The following is a 15,977-nucleotide window of genomic DNA, read 5'->3' as shown; positions in this document are numbered from 1 at the left end:
AAATAGGGGTCCTGATTCGCCAAATGTTCGAAAGGCGATTCAGGACTTCTTATTTTGTCGAAATATAGTGTAAACTATAGATAGTTACCATTGCTTAAAGGGTCGTTTTAGGATATAAAAAGATGTACAATCAATTTAAAATTAATGTAACCGCTAACACTGGAAAGTGTTTATAACCGATATATAATAGTTGGTATAGCCTGTACAGATATAGAGGAAAGATTAGACAAGGGGGTCGCGATCATGAACCGGTTGTGCAAGGTGCTGATTGTTGACGATGAGTTTCTGGTAAGACAGGGCATAAAGCACCATATGAACTGGGAAGCGGAAGGATTTATCATTGTGGGTGAAGCTTCCAACGGTGAAGAAGGATTACAGCAGGTGAATCTGTTAAAACCGGATATTGTGATTACCGACATTGTCATGCCTGTCATGGATGGTGAAACGTTTGTCCGTACACTAAAAGCCAGTAATCCGCAGATTGAAGTTATTGTACTTAGCAGCTTCAGTGAGTTCGAATATGTACGTTCTACGCTTCAGCACGGGGCAGCCGATTATATACTGAAACCAAAGCTGGATACGAATGAATTATTGCAGGTCCTTCAACGCACCGCAGGTAAAATTCCGGAGCTACAGTTCGAACCGTCGCACGATGGCTGGAGACTTGGACAACTGATGGAAAAGATGCTGTCCGGATTTACACTGGACGAAGATAGCGAAATGCCGATGATTCGAGATACCTTTCCATACGAATCCTTTCGTTTGCTTGTGTATAAACCCATGGGTGCTGGAGGGAATCCACTGAAGCTGGATAAGGAACAGATTGAATCCAAGCTCCGCAGTGATCTGCCTGAAGTAGAATGTGCAATGGTTCCCGCAGAGGGTACACTTCCTGTGATGCTTCTTAATGTCGATCCTGCGAGAGATCAATGGATGCTTGAACGGATCAGACAGTTGGCCAGTGAAAATGCAGCAGGAGAAGGCAGTCCTGGTTGGGTGCTTAGTGAAAGCTTTACTTCATTTGAACAGATGGGTGTTGTCTACCGGGAACGTCTGATTAAGCTAATGGAATATCGCTTCTATTATAAGGATCGACCAATCCTGGTGTATGGTGAACTGCCTCCAATGCATCCCGCAGGTTACCAGTTTAATGTGAATATGTTTTTGCAGCATGTGAAGCGTAACCGGGTCGAAGCGGCAAGGGAGTATTTACAAGATCATGCTACCACACTTGGGCGGGATTATATTGCCGATGTGTTTGAGATCAAATCATTTCTTGGTAACTTGATCTTCAACGTGACCATTACCCTCGCGGATATGGATGTTCAGTCTGCGGGGCTGGAAGAGAGCAAATATACGTATTTTAAAAATGTGGATGGGGCTTCGAGCCTGGACGAAGTCATGAATGTGCTCGACCATTTCATGACGGAAGTTCAGGAGTGCACCGTTGGTGCGGGTGCAAAACGAAGTGATCCCAACATGAAGATGTTGCTGGATTATATGCATGAGCACTTTGATCAGCCGCTCGGGCTTGCTGAAGTAGCCAAGCACTTTCATTTTAACCCATCGTATTTATCCAGTTATTTCTCATCTCACAAAAAAGAAGGATTTAATGAATATTTGAATAAAATTCGGATTGAAAAAGCCGAGGAACTGCTCCGATCCGATGATGTAACAATCTCTGAGATTAGCAGTATGGTTGGCTATTCCGATCATAGTTACTTTTGCAAAGTGTTCAAAAAATTCACCGGACTATCACCAAGCCGATACCGGCGCAAATTCTGGGCATAAAGTCAGAAGGATAAAATCATGAAGAAATGGATGAACAGATTATCTCGTCTCGGATTATTTCCCAAGTTGTTTCTGGTTATGGTCATCAGTATTGTTCTCGTCTCTGTACTCATCTTGTGGACGACTATTCACATGTCAACCAATCTCTTTACCGAGACGTTCAGTATCACAAACTCCAAGGTGCTAAATCAGATTAAGACAAATTTTGAATCCTTTAATGAATCGATCGCTGCGGTTACCAATAATGTAGCTCAAAGTGGTGCCATTCGGGGATTTCTGTCTGAGGGGGATGCAGACTCAGTCTCAACGGCCAAATCTTTCTATAATATGCGTGAAACAATGAATCGGGTTCAAACCATTATTGAGTCTTATGAAGTAGGTATTACCATTGTGGGAGTGAACGGACGAAGTTTTTCCACCAATCCGGCTTACATTAAGAAGACAGGGGACGAATTGAAGCAGGAGCCTATTACCAAAGCAGCAATTCAATCGCCGAGTCGGCTAATCTTTGACTATTACCGCAGTGATACCAGTGAAGGCGAGCTACAGATGATCTCTGCAACAAAGGCATTGACGGATCGAACAAGAAATCACATATACGGGACACTCTACGTTACTATGAGAGAAGTGGAGTTCCAACAGTTCTATTCTAGTTTCACGAGTCGAGGTAATGATGTTGTTATTATGAATGAAAAGGGCGAAATTATATCTTCAAACCGTCTTGACTGGATCGGTACAATTCAGCCGGAGTTGCTCACATATGCTAAGGATTTGAGTGTGGACGTTTCGAAAAGTATTAATGCCCGTGTCATGGGGCAGGATAGCATTATTCTATCCGAGTATTTGCCCTTTTATCGGTTTTACCTGATTAATGTAGTGGATAAAGATATGGCGATGGGACAGCTCATTGACATGAAGACGGTTGCGCTGATCTGTACAGCGATCGTTATCGGTGCGCTTGTTCTGGTGTTTCTGATTACCAGCCAAATCACCAAATCACTGCGCAGACTGGTGAAGCAGATGTCTAATATCACGAAAAGTGATCTGGATAACTATATACCGGTTAGTGGCAGTTACGAGAGTCGGCAACTGGGCCATGCGTACAACTATATGCTTGATGAACTGCATGATTATGTGGATCAATTAGTACAGACGCAGCATGAACAACGTAACGCAGAGCTTGCGGCATTACAGAGTCAGATTAATCCTCATTTCTTGTACAATACACTTGCATCTGTCAAAGTTCTGGTGCAACAAGGCAACAAAGACAGGGCTGCGGAGACCATTAATGCATTAATTGGATTGCTGCAAAATACGATCAGTGATGTGAGTCAGACGGTTACAGTGGAGCAAGAAGTCGAGAATTTGAAAAATTATGTCTTCATTAATCACGTCAGATATGGTGGCCGGATTAAAGCTGCTTTCTACGTCGCTCCGGATTGTACACACTATCATGTACCCAAACTGGTGATCCAGCCGTTTATCGAGAACGCATTTTTCCATGGATTTATCAAAAAAGAGACGGGCACGATTCATGTCATGGTTTCCAGAGCGGGAGAATCACTCATCTGTGAGATCATGGACAATGGTGATGGAATTGAAGGGCTTGTCATGGGAGAAACGTTGCCCAATCCGAAGAATAATCGTCAACTATTCAGCGGTATCGGTATTCGCAACGTGCATGACCGTATTGAGTTATTATATGGTTCACCCTATGGTGTCACCATTATGAGTACCGTCGGGGAAGGGACAAGAGTCACCGTTACACTGCCATTAATCACGAGTTAAATGGTAGCCTATTTCAATTGAATACAATCAAAATTTGAGATCCCTCGTCGCTGTATTTCTACAGCAACGGGGGATTTTGTTGTGTCAGAGTTGAAGTAAACGCACATATTTGTACGATTTCAAGATCAAGATAATACAAAATCAAAAGAAATTACAAAAAAACAAATTTAATGCAAACGGTTTCTGTAAAGGTTTTCATTGTGGCAATAAGATGACAAATCCGCACAAAATTATTACTAACGAATGGAGATATGGGAATGATAAGATGAATACATCGAAAGCAACCGCTTTCAGAAAACGCAAACAAGTTACACACAAAGAGGTCGAAGGGGAGTTGAATGTTTTGAAAAAAATGTGGGTATTGATGCTCGTTACAGTACTGCTGTTGTCCGCATGTTCATCCGGTGGTGGAGGTAAAGCTGCCAGTGGTGGAGATGAAAAGACAAACGAAATTACGATTTGGGCTTGGGACAAAGCATTTAACGTCGCTGCTCTTGAACAAGCAAAAGAAATTTATCAAAAAGAAAATCCTGATTTGAAGATCAACATCATTGAGAATGCTCAAGATGCGATTATCCAGAAGCTGAACACAGGATTGAACTCTGGAACAAGCAGCGGTCTTCCAAACATTGTTTTGATTGAAGACTATCGTGCACAAAGCTTCCTGAGTGCGTATCCGGATGCGTTCAAAGATTTGTCTTCTACGATTAAAGCTTCCGATTTTGCAGATTACAAAATTGGACCAACATCCTATGAGGGCAAACAATATGGAGTTCCATTTGACTCCGGCGTAGCAGGTTTGTACTACAGAACGGATTTGCTGGAACAAGCGGGCTACAAGGCTGCTGACTTGCAAGACATCACTTGGGATGATTACATCCAAATCGGTAAAGACGTAAAAGCAAAAACAGGTAAAGAGCTGCTGTCTCTTGACCCGAATGATCTTGGAATCATTCGCATGATGATCCAAACAGCAGGCAAATGGTACACTGCAGAAGATGGCAAGACACCTGACATTAGCACTAACCCTGCATTGAAAGAAGCTTTCGAAACGTACAAAAAAATGATGGATGCCAACATTGTTAAATTGCACTCTGACTGGAGTCAATTCGTTGCCAACGCCAATAACGGTAGCGTAGCAACAATTCCTACAGGGAACTGGTTCTCACCATCTGTACGTCAAGAAGCTTCCCAATCCGGAAAATGGGCTGTAGCTCCAATGCCGAAAATGGCTGGTCAACCTAACTCTGTACATGCATCCAACTTGGGTGGCAGCTCCTGGTATGTTATGAACAATGTTCCTGGTGCAGATCAAGCAGCTGACTTCATGGCAAAAACATTTGGTTCTGACAAACAATTGTACCAAGACTTGTTGACAAATATTGGTGCGATTGGTACGTACAAACCGGCTACAGATGGTGATGCGTACAACAAGCCAGATGAGTTCTTCAGCGGTCAAAAAATCTTCAGTGATTTTGCAAATTGGACCAAAGAAATTCCAAACGTAAACTATGGTAGCAACACATATGCAATTGAAGACATTTTGGTTGTTGAAATGCAAGCGTATCTGAATGGTAAATCAATTGACGAAGTTTTGGCCGAAGCACAAAAACAAGCTGAAGCACAATTAAACTAGGACACCCAAGGTAACTTATAGAACCCTAGGTAACTCGGAGCCGTCTCCCTTGTCTGGCGCAAGTCAAACCGGATAAGGCGAGAGGCTCTGTGGGTTCTATCCATGTTCCGTGGAGAGAGAGGAGCCATACTGTGAAAGCCATAAATACAGGAGACAGTCTCCAAAAGAAAAATAATTTGACTGGATGGGCTTTTGTTTTGCTGGCTGTTATCGGAATTGTAGCTTTTTACTTCTATCCGATGATTCAAGCGCTGCTCTTATCATTCAAGTCTGGCAAAGGTGCCAATCTTGAATTTTCGGGCCTTGCGAACTACAAAAGATTGTTAGTTGATACAACGTTCCGCACAGCATTATCAAACACATTCATCTACTTGATCATTCAAGTGCCTGTAATGATTATTCTCGGATTGTTTATTTCCGTATTGCTGAATGACAGCACACTGCGGTTCCGGAGTTTCTTCCGTACAGCGATTTTCTTGCCTTGTGTAACTTCATTGGTAGCATACTCTGTTGTATTTAAATATTTGTTCGCACCAGATGGAATGGTGAATCAATTCCTGATGGGTCTGCACATTATAGGCGACCCAATCCAATGGATCACAGACCCGTTCTGGGCTAAAATTACGATCATAATCGCCGTTACTTGGCGTTGGACCGGATATAACATGATTTTCTATCTGTCATCCCTGCAAAACATCGATCAATCGATCTATGAAGCTGCAAGAATTGACGGAGCGAATGCTTTTACACAATTCTTCAAAATCACAGTACCTTTGCTCAAACCGATTATCCTCTTTACGTCGATCACATCAACGATTGGTACATTGCAAATCTTCGATGAGATCATGAATATTACGAAGGGTGGTCCGGGTAACGCGACCATGTCGATTTCACAATACATCTACAACCTTTCGTTCAAATATTCACCGGACTTCGGTTATGCAGCAACCGTTTCGTATTCCATCGTAATTTTGATTATTGTATTGTCCATCATCCAGTTTAAAGTGGCAGGTGATAATAAAAATGGCTAAATTTAAAGCAAAACGAGTTTTCACTTATGTGTTCCTGTCCATCGTCGCTTTTGTATCCATTTTTCCATTCTTCTGGATGTTGGTCAGTTCAACGAATGCGTCCGTCGATGTAACCAAAGGCAGATTGTTACCGGGTTCAGCTTTCATTGATAACTTCAACAAACTGCTTGATTCGACAAATCTCGTGCAGGCTCTCGGGAACTCGGCTATTATCTCGGTGGTCTCGACTGCTCTGGCGCTGTTGATTGGTTCCATGGCAGGTTATGGCTTCGAGGTATTCCGTACGAAGTCCCGTGATATCGTGTTTAATATCCTGTTGTTGTCCATGATGATCCCGTTTGCAGCAATCATGGTACCACTGTATCGCATGTTTGCAACAATCTCGGGAGTTGCACCGGTTATCGGAATCAATACGATGGCAGCAGTTATCTTGCCAACCATTGCAACAGCGTTCCTGATCTTCTTCTTCCGTCAGAACACCAAAATGTTCCCGAAAGACTTGCTGGAAGCTGGACGTATTGATGGTTTGAGTGAACTCGGCATCTTCCTGAAGATCTATATGCCAACAATGAAAACAACATATGCAGCGGCAGCAATCATTACATTTATGAGTAGCTGGAACAACTATCTGTGGCCACTCATTGTATTGCAAACGCCTGACCAACAAACGATTCCGCTATTGATCTCAAATCTTGGTGCTGGTTATGCTCCGGATTATGGAGTGATCATGACAGCAATCGTTATTGCAACACTGCCTACAGCAATCGTATTCTTCATCATGCAGAAACATTTTGTTGCAGGTATGGTAGGTTCCGTGAAGTAATGAAAACAGCATAATCCGTGCAAATGACGGGTGCAGGAAAGAAGAGAGGGCGCTGTTATGGCGTACCTCTGTCTTTTTTGTTTATGTAAAGCAAAAAGGAAATCCAGAGTAAACCTTGAATAAGTCAAACTATAACGTTTTAAAGGGAGAGAGAGCCGATGAAAGCAACAAAGGCAGATATCAACTGGTTGGGAGATGTAAGTGTATTTGAGGTGAACCGTCTTCATGCCTATTCCGATCACCGTTATTACCAAACAATGGACGAGGCTGTAGGTTCAGGCGCGATGTCCATGCGTTATGATCTGAATGGTACGTGGAAATTTAACTATGCGATTCGTCCAGACAGCCGTTCTGAGTTTTTCTATACATCCGATTTTTCCAGTGAAGGCTGGGATGATATTGAAGTTCCGGGGCATATCCAACTTCAAGGATACGGACAGATTCAATATGTAAATACACAATACCCTTGGGATGGTCTGAACGAAATTCGTCCGCCGGCATTGCCGCAGGATAAAAACCCTGTTGGAAGTTACATTCGCACATTCCACCTGCCAACAGGTTGGGAGTCGAATCCGGTATATATTTCTTTCCAAGGTGTAGAGTCTGCATTTTATGTATGGCTTAACGGACAATTCGTAGGGTACGGGGAAGACAGCTTTACGCCATCTGACTTTGACCTGACGCCATTCCTTCAGGATGGAGAGAACAAGCTCGCAGTTGAGGTGTATCAACGAAGCACAGGCAGCTGGCTGGAAGATCAGGATTTCTGGCGTTTCTCCGGTATTTTCAGAGATGTGTATCTGTATACGGTCCCTGCTGCACACGTACGTGATGTTCATGTTCGCACAGATCTGGACAAGTCTTATACGAACGGTACATTGCAACTAGATTTGAAACTGGAAGGAAAAGCGGTTGCTGGAGCACATGTAGAGGCTGAACTTCGTGATCGTGAAGGCAATACCGTTAAAACGTTTGAATCCAAGGTTAACGATGGACAAGTAAGTCTTCGTGAAGATATCGGTACAGTAAATCTGTGGAGCGCAGAGATTCCATACTTGTACCGCCTTTATATTCGTGTATATGATGCTGCGGGTACACTTGTTGAGGTTGTTCCTCAAGCCGTTGGTTTCCGTACATTTGAAATGATTGACAAAGTCATGCACATTAATGGTAAACGTATCGTATTCAAAGGTGTGAATCGTCATGAGTTCAACCCGCGTCGTGGACGTGCGGTTACGAAGGAAGACATGCTGTGGGATGTTCGTACCATCAAACAAAACAATATGAATGCCGTACGTACGTCACACTATCCAAACCAAAGTCTGTGGTATGAGCTGTGCGATGAATATGGACTCTATGTTATTGATGAGATGAATCTGGAGACACACGGATCTTGGCAGAAACTTGGTGCCGTTGAGCCTTCATGGGTTATTCCAGGGGACAAACCGGAATGGCATGATATCGTTATGGACCGCGCTGTATCCATGGTCGAGCGTGACAAAAACCATCCGTCCATTCTGATCTGGTCTTGTGGTAATGAATCTCATGGCGGTGAAGTCATCTACAAAGTATCCCAATACTTCAAATCAGCTGATCCAACACGTCTGGTACATTACGAAGGTGTATTCCATGATCGTCGTTTCGATGAGACAAGTGATATGGAGACCCGCATGTATGCCAAACCGGCGGACATTGAAGAATTCCTGAATGCCAACCCGACCAAACCTTATATTAGCTGTGAGTACATGCATGCTATGGGTAACTCTATTGGCGGTATGCACAAATATACGGAGTTGGAAGACAAATACCCGATGTATCAAGGTGGATTCATCTGGGATTACATCGACCAATCCATTTATAAAAAAGATCGTTACGGCAAAGAATTCCTCGCTTATGGCGGAGATTTCGGTGATCGACCATCTGACTATTCGTTCTGTGGCAACGGTATCGTTCATGCTGATCGTAAAGTAACTGCAAAAATGCAGGAGGTTAAATTCCTGTATCAGAACATCAAGCTGTTCCCGGATCGTGAAGGCGTCAAAATCGTGAACGGTAACCTGTTCGCAGATACATCTGCGTTGGAACTGGTATACAGCCTGGAGCGCGAGGGACATGAAGTGCTGCGTGGAACATTGGAAGTGAACGTGGATGCACAAAGCGAGACGGTAGTGAAACTTCCGCTGGGCGCAGAATCTCTGGCGGGCGGCGAGTACGCTGTGAACACTGCATTTGTGTTAAAAGAAGCTACGCTGTGGGCTGACAAAGGCGAAGAAGTGGCATTTGGACAGTTTATTTTCACACAGGATCAGGTAAATGATGCAGCCCAGACGGACCTGAACCATGTAAGTGATGTACAGGTGGTTGAAGGTGACGTTAACATTGGTGTTCGTGCTGGCAAGACGCATGCGCTGTTCTCCAAACAGTTCGGGACACTGGTTTCCCTGAAATTGTCCGGTCGTGAGACGATTGCCGTACCACCTGCACCGCTCTTCTGGCGTGCAATGACGGATAATGACAAAGGTATGGCGATGGGCTTCGAACTGGGTGCCTGGTATGCAGCGAGCTTGATGCCACGTTCTGTAGAGTGGAAAGCGGAACAGAAACCGGATCAATACCGGATCGAGTTCACGTACAAACTCAACATTTCGGAGGATGTACAAGTGAAAGTGGTCTATACCGTTCATGCAGATGGAAGCGTACGCGTGCATAATACGTACAAAGGTACAGCCGGATTGCCAAACCTGCCAATTCATGCATTGTCCTTCAGAACATCACCTGACTACGAAAACGTGGAATGGCTCGCGATGGGACCAGAAGAAAATTATGCAGACCGCGCATTTGGCGCACGTCTGGGCATCCATGGCAGCAAGGTAGCTGATACCATGGCTCCATATCTTGTACCACAGGAATCAGGCAACCGTACGGGCGTACGTTGGGCCAAATTGACAGACAACGCGGGACGTGGCTTTAAAATTGAGGCATCCGGAACTCCAGTTGAGCTGAATGTATCACCATATACGGCATTTGAGCTGGAGAACGCACAACATGCGTATGAATTGCCACCTGTGCACTATACGGTTGTGACTGTAGCGGGTAAACAAATGGGTGTTGGCGGTGATGACAGCTGGGGTGCTCCAGTTCATCCGGAATACCTGATCCCTTCGGACGGCGAACTGACATTTGAATTCGTCATTCGTGCACTGTAAGCAAAAGAATCGTACAGAATAAAGAATGTATTAAATAAAGAACAGAGGTCTTCGCTCGTCGGAGGCCTCTGTTTTGTTATGTCAACGAACCGCTTGAGAGGCATTGTATGAAACCGTTCTCTCTCCGGCCTCGTAATGTACGAGACAGGAAACATAAGAGGGGGTTCAAGATGAGTAGAAAAGCAAAGACAGGTATATGGGTGACGGTGTTGGTCTTTCTGGGCATCATTGTTGGATGCTTCATATGGTATTTCAATACCGCTTCGGGTGAACGTGCACTCAAAACGATGAGGTCCAATAACTCGGGCGGCCTGGAGAGGGTTGTTAAAGTGTACAGCAATAATGGTGAATTGATTCAGACCTATGATGGCAAAATCGACGTGGAAGATACGGAATACGGAAATAAAGTATTATTCGATCTTAATGGGAAACGCGTTGTGATCTATAATGCAACGATTGTTGTTGAAGAGAAGTAAAGCGTAGATTGCCAGTCTTGAAGAAGCGCTGGTTCGGAATTAGGAATGACACCCTATTGCTTATATGGTAAAATTAAGGAAAAGATATAAGGGTCGGGTGAGATTTTTATGGTGGATATGTACCTCATAATCCTTGTTGCCATCTTGGGAATGATCCTGTTCTACAGTCTAATCGCTTATTTCTTGGTTCGTTTCATTTCGAGAAAAGCATTCAAGCTGACGTTAACCAAATATGAAATGACGGAGATTATAACCTGGCTCGCCGTGCTGTTTATTACCTTCATGATGATTAAGACACGTTCAATAAATCTTCTCTTGCCAGTTGTTTTACTCATCATTCCATTGATCAATTTGCGACTTTCCAATCGGAAACATCGAGAGCTGAACTCGTAAGGTCTTGTTAAGTTGGGAAAATAAACAAGAAGGAGCTTAATCATGATCTTGGGCAAATCAACGGACACGTCAGGGTTAACGCAGGTTGCCAATCTCTCGGATGAGTTGCAGTCTGTTTTTGATCAAGCAGAAAGCAAATATCAAATCGTTGATATTGAACTATTCTTTGTTTTCAGGTGTCTCCCTGAGGAATACGAGAGAAGGTCCAAGGTCAGGCATGTGAAGAAGGAGAATGTCATCTATTTTGATCTGGTGGTCAGCGAGGATCGGTATAAGACATTAAGCAAAAGCAAACAACGGTATGTATTAAGCCATGAGTTTTATTCTTTTTTAAGTGAAAAGATCAAGAAATACAAGATTGAACATCTAAACACAAATGAATTTATCGCAGATATGGGGATGTGGCTAAGGGAGATTGGATGGTTGCAGACCGAAGAGGAAGCCGAAATAAGTGATTTTGAAGAAAAGTATAACTAACAAAATAAATGAAAACTTATACAACAAAAATAGGCCCTCTTTCGAGGGCCTACTTTTCATGGGAGAGGAGAAACCGGACGAAGAGCTTATGGGGAAACGTAAGTCTTCTCCGCGGTTGTCTACGACACTTGTGATGTCGATAATTATAGAATCGCCCGATTGTTTCCTTTTTATACATATGCGTCAACAATTCGTCAACAATTTTCCAAGGGAAATGAAGACTGCACATTTTTCAAACTGAACCCGAGTGTGGTACGATAGCCGTATCAATAAACTTACATAGAGAAAAGGTGACTCGTCAGTGAGAGTGGTATCTGGGAGTGCAAAAGGCAGGCCGCTGAAGGCTGTTCCTGGCACAGGCACGCGACCGACCACCGACAAGGTGAAGGAAGCGTTATTTAGCATGGTTGGTCCTTATTTTGAGGGCGGCACAGCATTGGATCTGTTTGCAGGCAGTGGAGGTCTCGGTATTGAGGCACTAAGCCGCGGCATGGACAAGGCTGTTTTTGTTGATTTGGAATCAAAAAGTATTGAAGTCATCCGCATGAATCTGAAGGCGACCAAGCTGGAAGACCAGGCGGCTGTATATCGTAATGATGCAGGTCGTGCGTTGAAGGCACTCGCCAAGCGAGGCACAACGTTTGATCTGGTGTTTCTCGACCCGCCATATCGCATGAAGAACGGGCACGAGTTGATGCTGACCATGCACGAACTGGATCTTCTGGAACCCGAAGCAACCATCGTGCTTGAATATGAATCCAAACATGATTACCCTGAGCAATTCGGCCCGTTTGAACAAACGCGCAAGGCTTTGTATGGGGAGACGGCAGTATCCATCTATTATTATGCGCCTGAAGCAGTTGAAGATGGAGAAGCCATTACACCGGAAGAGGAGGCTCCTCATGACTGAAATGATACATCGACAGGAACGGATTGCCGTATATCCTGGAAGTTTTGATCCCGTAACGATGGGGCATCTCGATATTATCGCCAGAGCGTCGAAGCAATTTGATCGCGTCATTGTGGCTGTGTTGAACAATATGAGCAAAAATCCGCTGTTTACGGTGGAGGAACGCAAAGAACTGATTACGGAAGTAACCCGCCATCTACCCAATGTGGAGGTGGACAGTTTCCGCGATCTGACGGCCAATTACGTCCGGCAAAAGGAAGCTCAGGTCATCGTTCGTGGTATACGTTCGGTAACTGATTTTGAATACGAATTGCAATTGGCATCGACCAACAGCAAGTTGAATCCGGATGCGGAAACGATATTTATGATGACGAATCCGAAGTATTCCTATTTAAGTTCCAGCATCGTCAAAGAAATCGCTCATTATCATGGAGATGTTACAGATCTTGTCTCACCTGAAGTGGAAGCTGCCCTCCGTCAGAAAATCAGCGAGAAAACCGGCGGTTAAACCAGAAGGTAAGACCTGACAGACTAATCATCAATGCAAGAAGTAACGCAAGACCTATACATGCAGCAGGGAAGACACTCCAAATGGTGTTGATCGGGTATGTGTTACCTGGACTATGTATGAATAACCAACCGAATGGTGTCGAGAGGTCCTTCTCTGCATTCGTCTGTAAAGTGGTCCAGACTTCTGTGCTATAACGGCTGAACGGCATCCATAGGAACAGACTGATGAAAAATGCGATTAATCCATGAGTCAGACGAACTCCGGCAAAGTACAACATCGATTTGCTGCTTGGACCCGTTGTTTTCAGGACAGCGGAGACTTGCAGATGGGAGCATAAACCACCCCATCCCAGAACGGCTGCAAGTAGAGGTATGAGCAGCGCGGGTGTAATTGAAGTCTGGCTCAAATGATAGGTGCCCAGGTGAAGCTCAAAGAAGGCTGGCCACAGCGCAGCAGAGGACCCGGGAGTCAGATATAGGGAGACCAACCGGATAAATACGGCAAAACCGATCATGTATCCACCAGTCATCATCAAGGTCTGCACAGCTTGGGATACGGTGTCACCGAGCAGTTTGCCAAACCCTCTTCCATCACGACGATGGGCTTCTCTTGCTGCAATCATCAGTTCCGACCATAGATTGCGTCGTTTAAGCGTAGAGTGATGGGGTGCAGATGAGCGACTTGTGGAATTTGCAGGACTTGCAGGACTTGCAGGCTGAGTGCCAAGAGAGCTGTTATCTGCTTGCACAGCTGTTGAGCCAACCCTGTTTGTCTGGTTACCTGGTGTAGGCAGGAGACGCGTGGCAAGAATGGCCGCAATCCAGCCGCTGATCCAGTGGACCAAGAGTAGAAAATATCCGGCCGCTGGCTGGTGAAGAAAAGCAGCACCAACGACCAGTATGATCATCATTGGATTGGCAAAATGAGATGCCGCCGCAAGGACAACCGCCTGCTTGGCGGTAATTTGTCTATCCTGAAATAAACGGGACACCGCATCTGCTCCTGCGGGGAATCCACCGCACATGCCAACGGCAATTGCCAGACCTGCGTTGCCAGGGAGTCTGAACCAGCGTTGCATTAACGGTCCGAGCAAGGCGCCGATCGCGTGGGTGAAGCCAAACGCAGTGAGCATTTGGGATAACATGAGAAACGGGAGCATGGCAGGAAAGATGATTTTCCACCATATATCCAGACCTTGAATAGAGGCATCAAACGCTTCTTTTGGGGAAGCAACTACCGCAATGACCAGCATTAAAGCGCCGGTACTTAGGATTATCGTTCGTAACGGGCCAGAATCTCTAACCTCGCTCTGTAATGTCATCGTTTCACCTCATATCAGATAACGCCGATTTGGCATCTGAATCGTTATGGACGGCCGAATGACGCCCGAAGGGCGGTTCGGCCTTGACCGGACAGGCTATTGTATACAGCGGCCTATCCGGCCTGTACCATTGTATGCACAGGGACCAGAGTGTTAGACTTGAAAAAAATGATTAAACAAGATGAGCTGAGTATCTGCATGATAAAGAGCGTGAATCTAACCGACGAATGAAAGTATTCACAAGGTGGAATTACGATCCCTTTTTAGTGTAGAGTTCAGCTTATATAGAGAGACAAAGAACGGAGGCTCATGCGATGAATCGGATTCGGAAATCTGGCGGATTCAGAGCTTCGATCTTTGTGATCGTGGTGGCTCTGGTCGTCTATGTTGCCGTGTACATGCCAACGCCGTATATCATATATATGCCTGGCAGTGCAGATGAAGTAAAACCAATGGTGACCGTTAAGGGCGGAGACCGGGAAGAACGCGGTGTGTTCATGATGACGACCGTGTCGGCAACATATGCCAATGTGTTTTTGCTAGGAACCTCTCTGTTCAATAAAAATGCTCAAGTGGATAAAAAGGAAGACCGACTGCGCGGCAAAAGCGAAGCGGAATACTCTGCCGAACAGGTGTGGTTCATGAGTGACTCACAATCCTCCGCAATGGAGGCTGCATATGAACAGGCTGGTGTGGCTTACTCTATTGTACCTGAACATATCTTTGTATTTGGCCTGTCCGAAGATCCAAAACCGGAAGGAGATATTGCTCCAGGAGATATCATTCTGGGAGTGAACGGAACAGCTACGCCGGATAATACGGTGCTTTCTGCCCAGTTAAAAGATAAAAAGGTCGGAGATACGGTCGAAATGCAACTGGAACGTGGTGGAGAGACCATTAGCCGGGACGTGAAACTGATTCAGGTAAAAGACAATAAAACGGGCGAAACCCGCCCGGGACTCGGAGTAATGATTGGTGCGGTTCAGAAGGTGAAAGCTGAAGATCCGAACAAACAGATTTCCTTCACAGATACTCAGGTTGGTGGTCCGTCTGCCGGCTTGATGTTTACGTTGGAAATCTACAACCAGTTAACACCTGGAGATCTGACTAAGGGGCATCGAATTGCGGGTACAGGTACCATTACGAAGGACGGTGTGGTGGGTGCCATTGGTGGTGTAGTGCACAAGATTGTAGCTGCTGACCGGAAAGAAGCGGAGATCTTCTTTGTGCCGAAGGATAACTATAAGGAAGCAGCAGCCAAGGCTGAACAGATCGGCACCAAAATGAAACTTGTGCCTGTGAGCACGGTGGATGATGCGCTGGCGTATTTGAAAACCTTGTCCGTGAAATCATAGGATTATGATGGGGCGGGAAGAGATGGAGTCGAGTTGAAACGGATGAATAAGTACGGTTGATATCAGAAAGAATGGATTGCAGCGAATGAAGTGTGATCAAGAGAAATGAGCGTATCAGGTTAATGAGAGAATCCCCTTGTTGCGATGTGCCTGAGCGGCGCGCAGCAAGGGGATTTTTTTTACTTATATAGTTGAGTGTCGAATAATTGAAAATCAATGATACGAAAATGGTGGAATGAAAAGCTCCATATGAGATGAA

Annotated in this window: 13 protein-coding genes; 12 read left to right on the top strand and 1 reads right to left on the bottom strand. The window is 44.9% G+C overall.

The window, feature by feature from the left end; all coding sequences use genetic code 11:
* Positions 1-243: 243 nt before the first annotated feature.
* The 11 genes from QVE09_RS07870 (at position 244) to coaD (ending at position 13,039) form a co-directional block, all read left to right on the top strand.
* Positions 244-1,791, top strand: coding sequence for a response regulator transcription factor (locus QVE09_RS07870; protein WP_315936363.1), 1,548 nt, complete (start codon positions 244-246; stop codon positions 1,789-1,791).
* An 18-nt stretch (positions 1,792-1,809) separates the two neighbouring features.
* Complete coding sequence (locus tag QVE09_RS07865; protein WP_315936362.1) at positions 1,810-3,579, top strand: sensor histidine kinase; 1,770 nt, start codon at positions 1,810-1,812, stop codon at positions 3,577-3,579.
* 343 nt (positions 3,580-3,922) lie between these two features.
* On the top strand, positions 3,923-5,215 hold the full coding sequence (locus QVE09_RS07860) for an extracellular solute-binding protein (RefSeq protein WP_315936361.1): 1,293 nt from the start codon (positions 3,923-3,925) through the stop codon (positions 5,213-5,215).
* Between the two features lie 131 nt (positions 5,216-5,346).
* Positions 5,347-6,246, top strand: coding sequence for a carbohydrate ABC transporter permease (locus QVE09_RS07855; RefSeq protein ID WP_278295763.1), 900 nt, complete (start codon positions 5,347-5,349; stop codon positions 6,244-6,246).
* Positions 6,239-7,069, top strand: coding sequence for a carbohydrate ABC transporter permease (locus tag QVE09_RS07850; protein ID WP_315936360.1), 831 nt, complete (start codon positions 6,239-6,241; stop codon positions 7,067-7,069). The genes QVE09_RS07855 and QVE09_RS07850 overlap by 8 nt, the downstream gene beginning before the upstream one ends.
* Positions 7,070-7,227: 158 nt before the next feature.
* The gene (lacZ, locus tag QVE09_RS07845) at positions 7,228-10,275 is read left to right on the top strand and encodes a beta-galactosidase, LacZ type (RefSeq protein WP_315936359.1); all 3,048 of its coding nucleotides are present in this window, start codon (positions 7,228-7,230) and stop codon (positions 10,273-10,275) included.
* Positions 10,276-10,445: 170 nt separating this feature from the next.
* Positions 10,446-10,751: a hypothetical protein gene (locus tag QVE09_RS07840; RefSeq protein WP_062833752.1), complete on the top strand. Its 306-nt coding sequence runs from the start codon at positions 10,446-10,448 to the stop codon at positions 10,749-10,751.
* A 108-nt stretch (positions 10,752-10,859) separates the two neighbouring features.
* Complete coding sequence (locus QVE09_RS07835; protein WP_315936358.1) at positions 10,860-11,144, top strand: hypothetical protein; 285 nt, start codon at positions 10,860-10,862, stop codon at positions 11,142-11,144.
* Positions 11,145-11,186: 42 nt separating this feature from the next.
* Positions 11,187-11,621 (top strand): hypothetical protein, encoded by a 435-nt coding sequence (locus QVE09_RS07830; RefSeq protein WP_315936357.1) that lies wholly within the window; start codon positions 11,187-11,189, stop codon positions 11,619-11,621.
* A gap of 301 nt (positions 11,622-11,922) precedes the next feature.
* A complete protein-coding gene (gene rsmD / locus QVE09_RS07825) occupies positions 11,923-12,531 on the top strand; it encodes a 16S rRNA (guanine(966)-N(2))-methyltransferase RsmD (RefSeq protein WP_315936356.1) in 609 nt (202 codons plus the stop codon).
* A 1-nt stretch (position 12,532) separates the two neighbouring features.
* Positions 12,533-13,039, top strand: a complete 507-nt coding sequence (gene coaD, locus QVE09_RS07820; protein ID WP_085981453.1) for a pantetheine-phosphate adenylyltransferase — start codon at positions 12,533-12,535, stop codon at positions 13,037-13,039.
* On the opposite strand, the gene QVE09_RS07815 is transcribed toward coaD, so the two are convergent.
* On the bottom strand, positions 13,017-14,363 hold the full coding sequence (locus QVE09_RS07815) for a nucleoside recognition domain-containing protein (protein ID WP_315936355.1): 1,347 nt from the start codon (positions 14,361-14,363) through the stop codon (positions 13,017-13,019). The two genes, coaD and QVE09_RS07815, sit on opposite strands and share 23 nt — an antisense overlap.
* 314 nt (positions 14,364-14,677) lie before the next feature.
* Here QVE09_RS07815 and QVE09_RS07810 point away from each other — a divergent pair, with 314 nt between their 5' ends.
* The gene (locus QVE09_RS07810) at positions 14,678-15,718 is read left to right on the top strand and encodes a SepM family pheromone-processing serine protease (RefSeq protein WP_315936354.1); all 1,041 of its coding nucleotides are present in this window, start codon (positions 14,678-14,680) and stop codon (positions 15,716-15,718) included.
* The last annotated feature ends 259 nt before the right edge of the window (positions 15,719-15,977 follow it).

This window comes from Paenibacillus sp. ClWae2A (genome assembly GCF_032452295.1).
Taxonomy (GTDB): Bacteria; Bacillota; Bacilli; order Paenibacillales; family Paenibacillaceae; genus Paenibacillus.
This window is presented reverse-complemented; position numbering and strand designations above follow the sequence as displayed.

Coding starts and splice junctions, on each gene's coding strand:
- QVE09_RS07835 (WP_315936358.1), top strand. CDS start 10,860: ATGGTGGATATGTACCTCATAATCCTTGTTGCCATCTTGGGAATGATC.
- QVE09_RS07870 (WP_315936363.1), top strand. CDS start 244: ATGAACCGGTTGTGCAAGGTGCTGATTGTTGACGATGAGTTTCTGGTA.
- QVE09_RS07815 (WP_315936355.1), bottom strand. CDS start 14,363: ATGACATTACAGAGCGAGGTTAGAGATTCTGGCCCGTTACGAACGATA.
- lacZ (WP_315936359.1), top strand. CDS start 7,228: ATGAAAGCAACAAAGGCAGATATCAACTGGTTGGGAGATGTAAGTGTA.
- QVE09_RS07850 (WP_315936360.1), top strand. CDS start 6,239: ATGGCTAAATTTAAAGCAAAACGAGTTTTCACTTATGTGTTCCTGTCC.
- QVE09_RS07810 (WP_315936354.1), top strand. CDS start 14,678: ATGAATCGGATTCGGAAATCTGGCGGATTCAGAGCTTCGATCTTTGTG.
- QVE09_RS07840 (WP_062833752.1), top strand. CDS start 10,446: ATGAGTAGAAAAGCAAAGACAGGTATATGGGTGACGGTGTTGGTCTTT.
- QVE09_RS07865 (WP_315936362.1), top strand. CDS start 1,810: ATGAAGAAATGGATGAACAGATTATCTCGTCTCGGATTATTTCCCAAG.
- QVE09_RS07830 (WP_315936357.1), top strand. CDS start 11,187: ATGATCTTGGGCAAATCAACGGACACGTCAGGGTTAACGCAGGTTGCC.
- coaD (WP_085981453.1), top strand. CDS start 12,533: ATGATACATCGACAGGAACGGATTGCCGTATATCCTGGAAGTTTTGAT.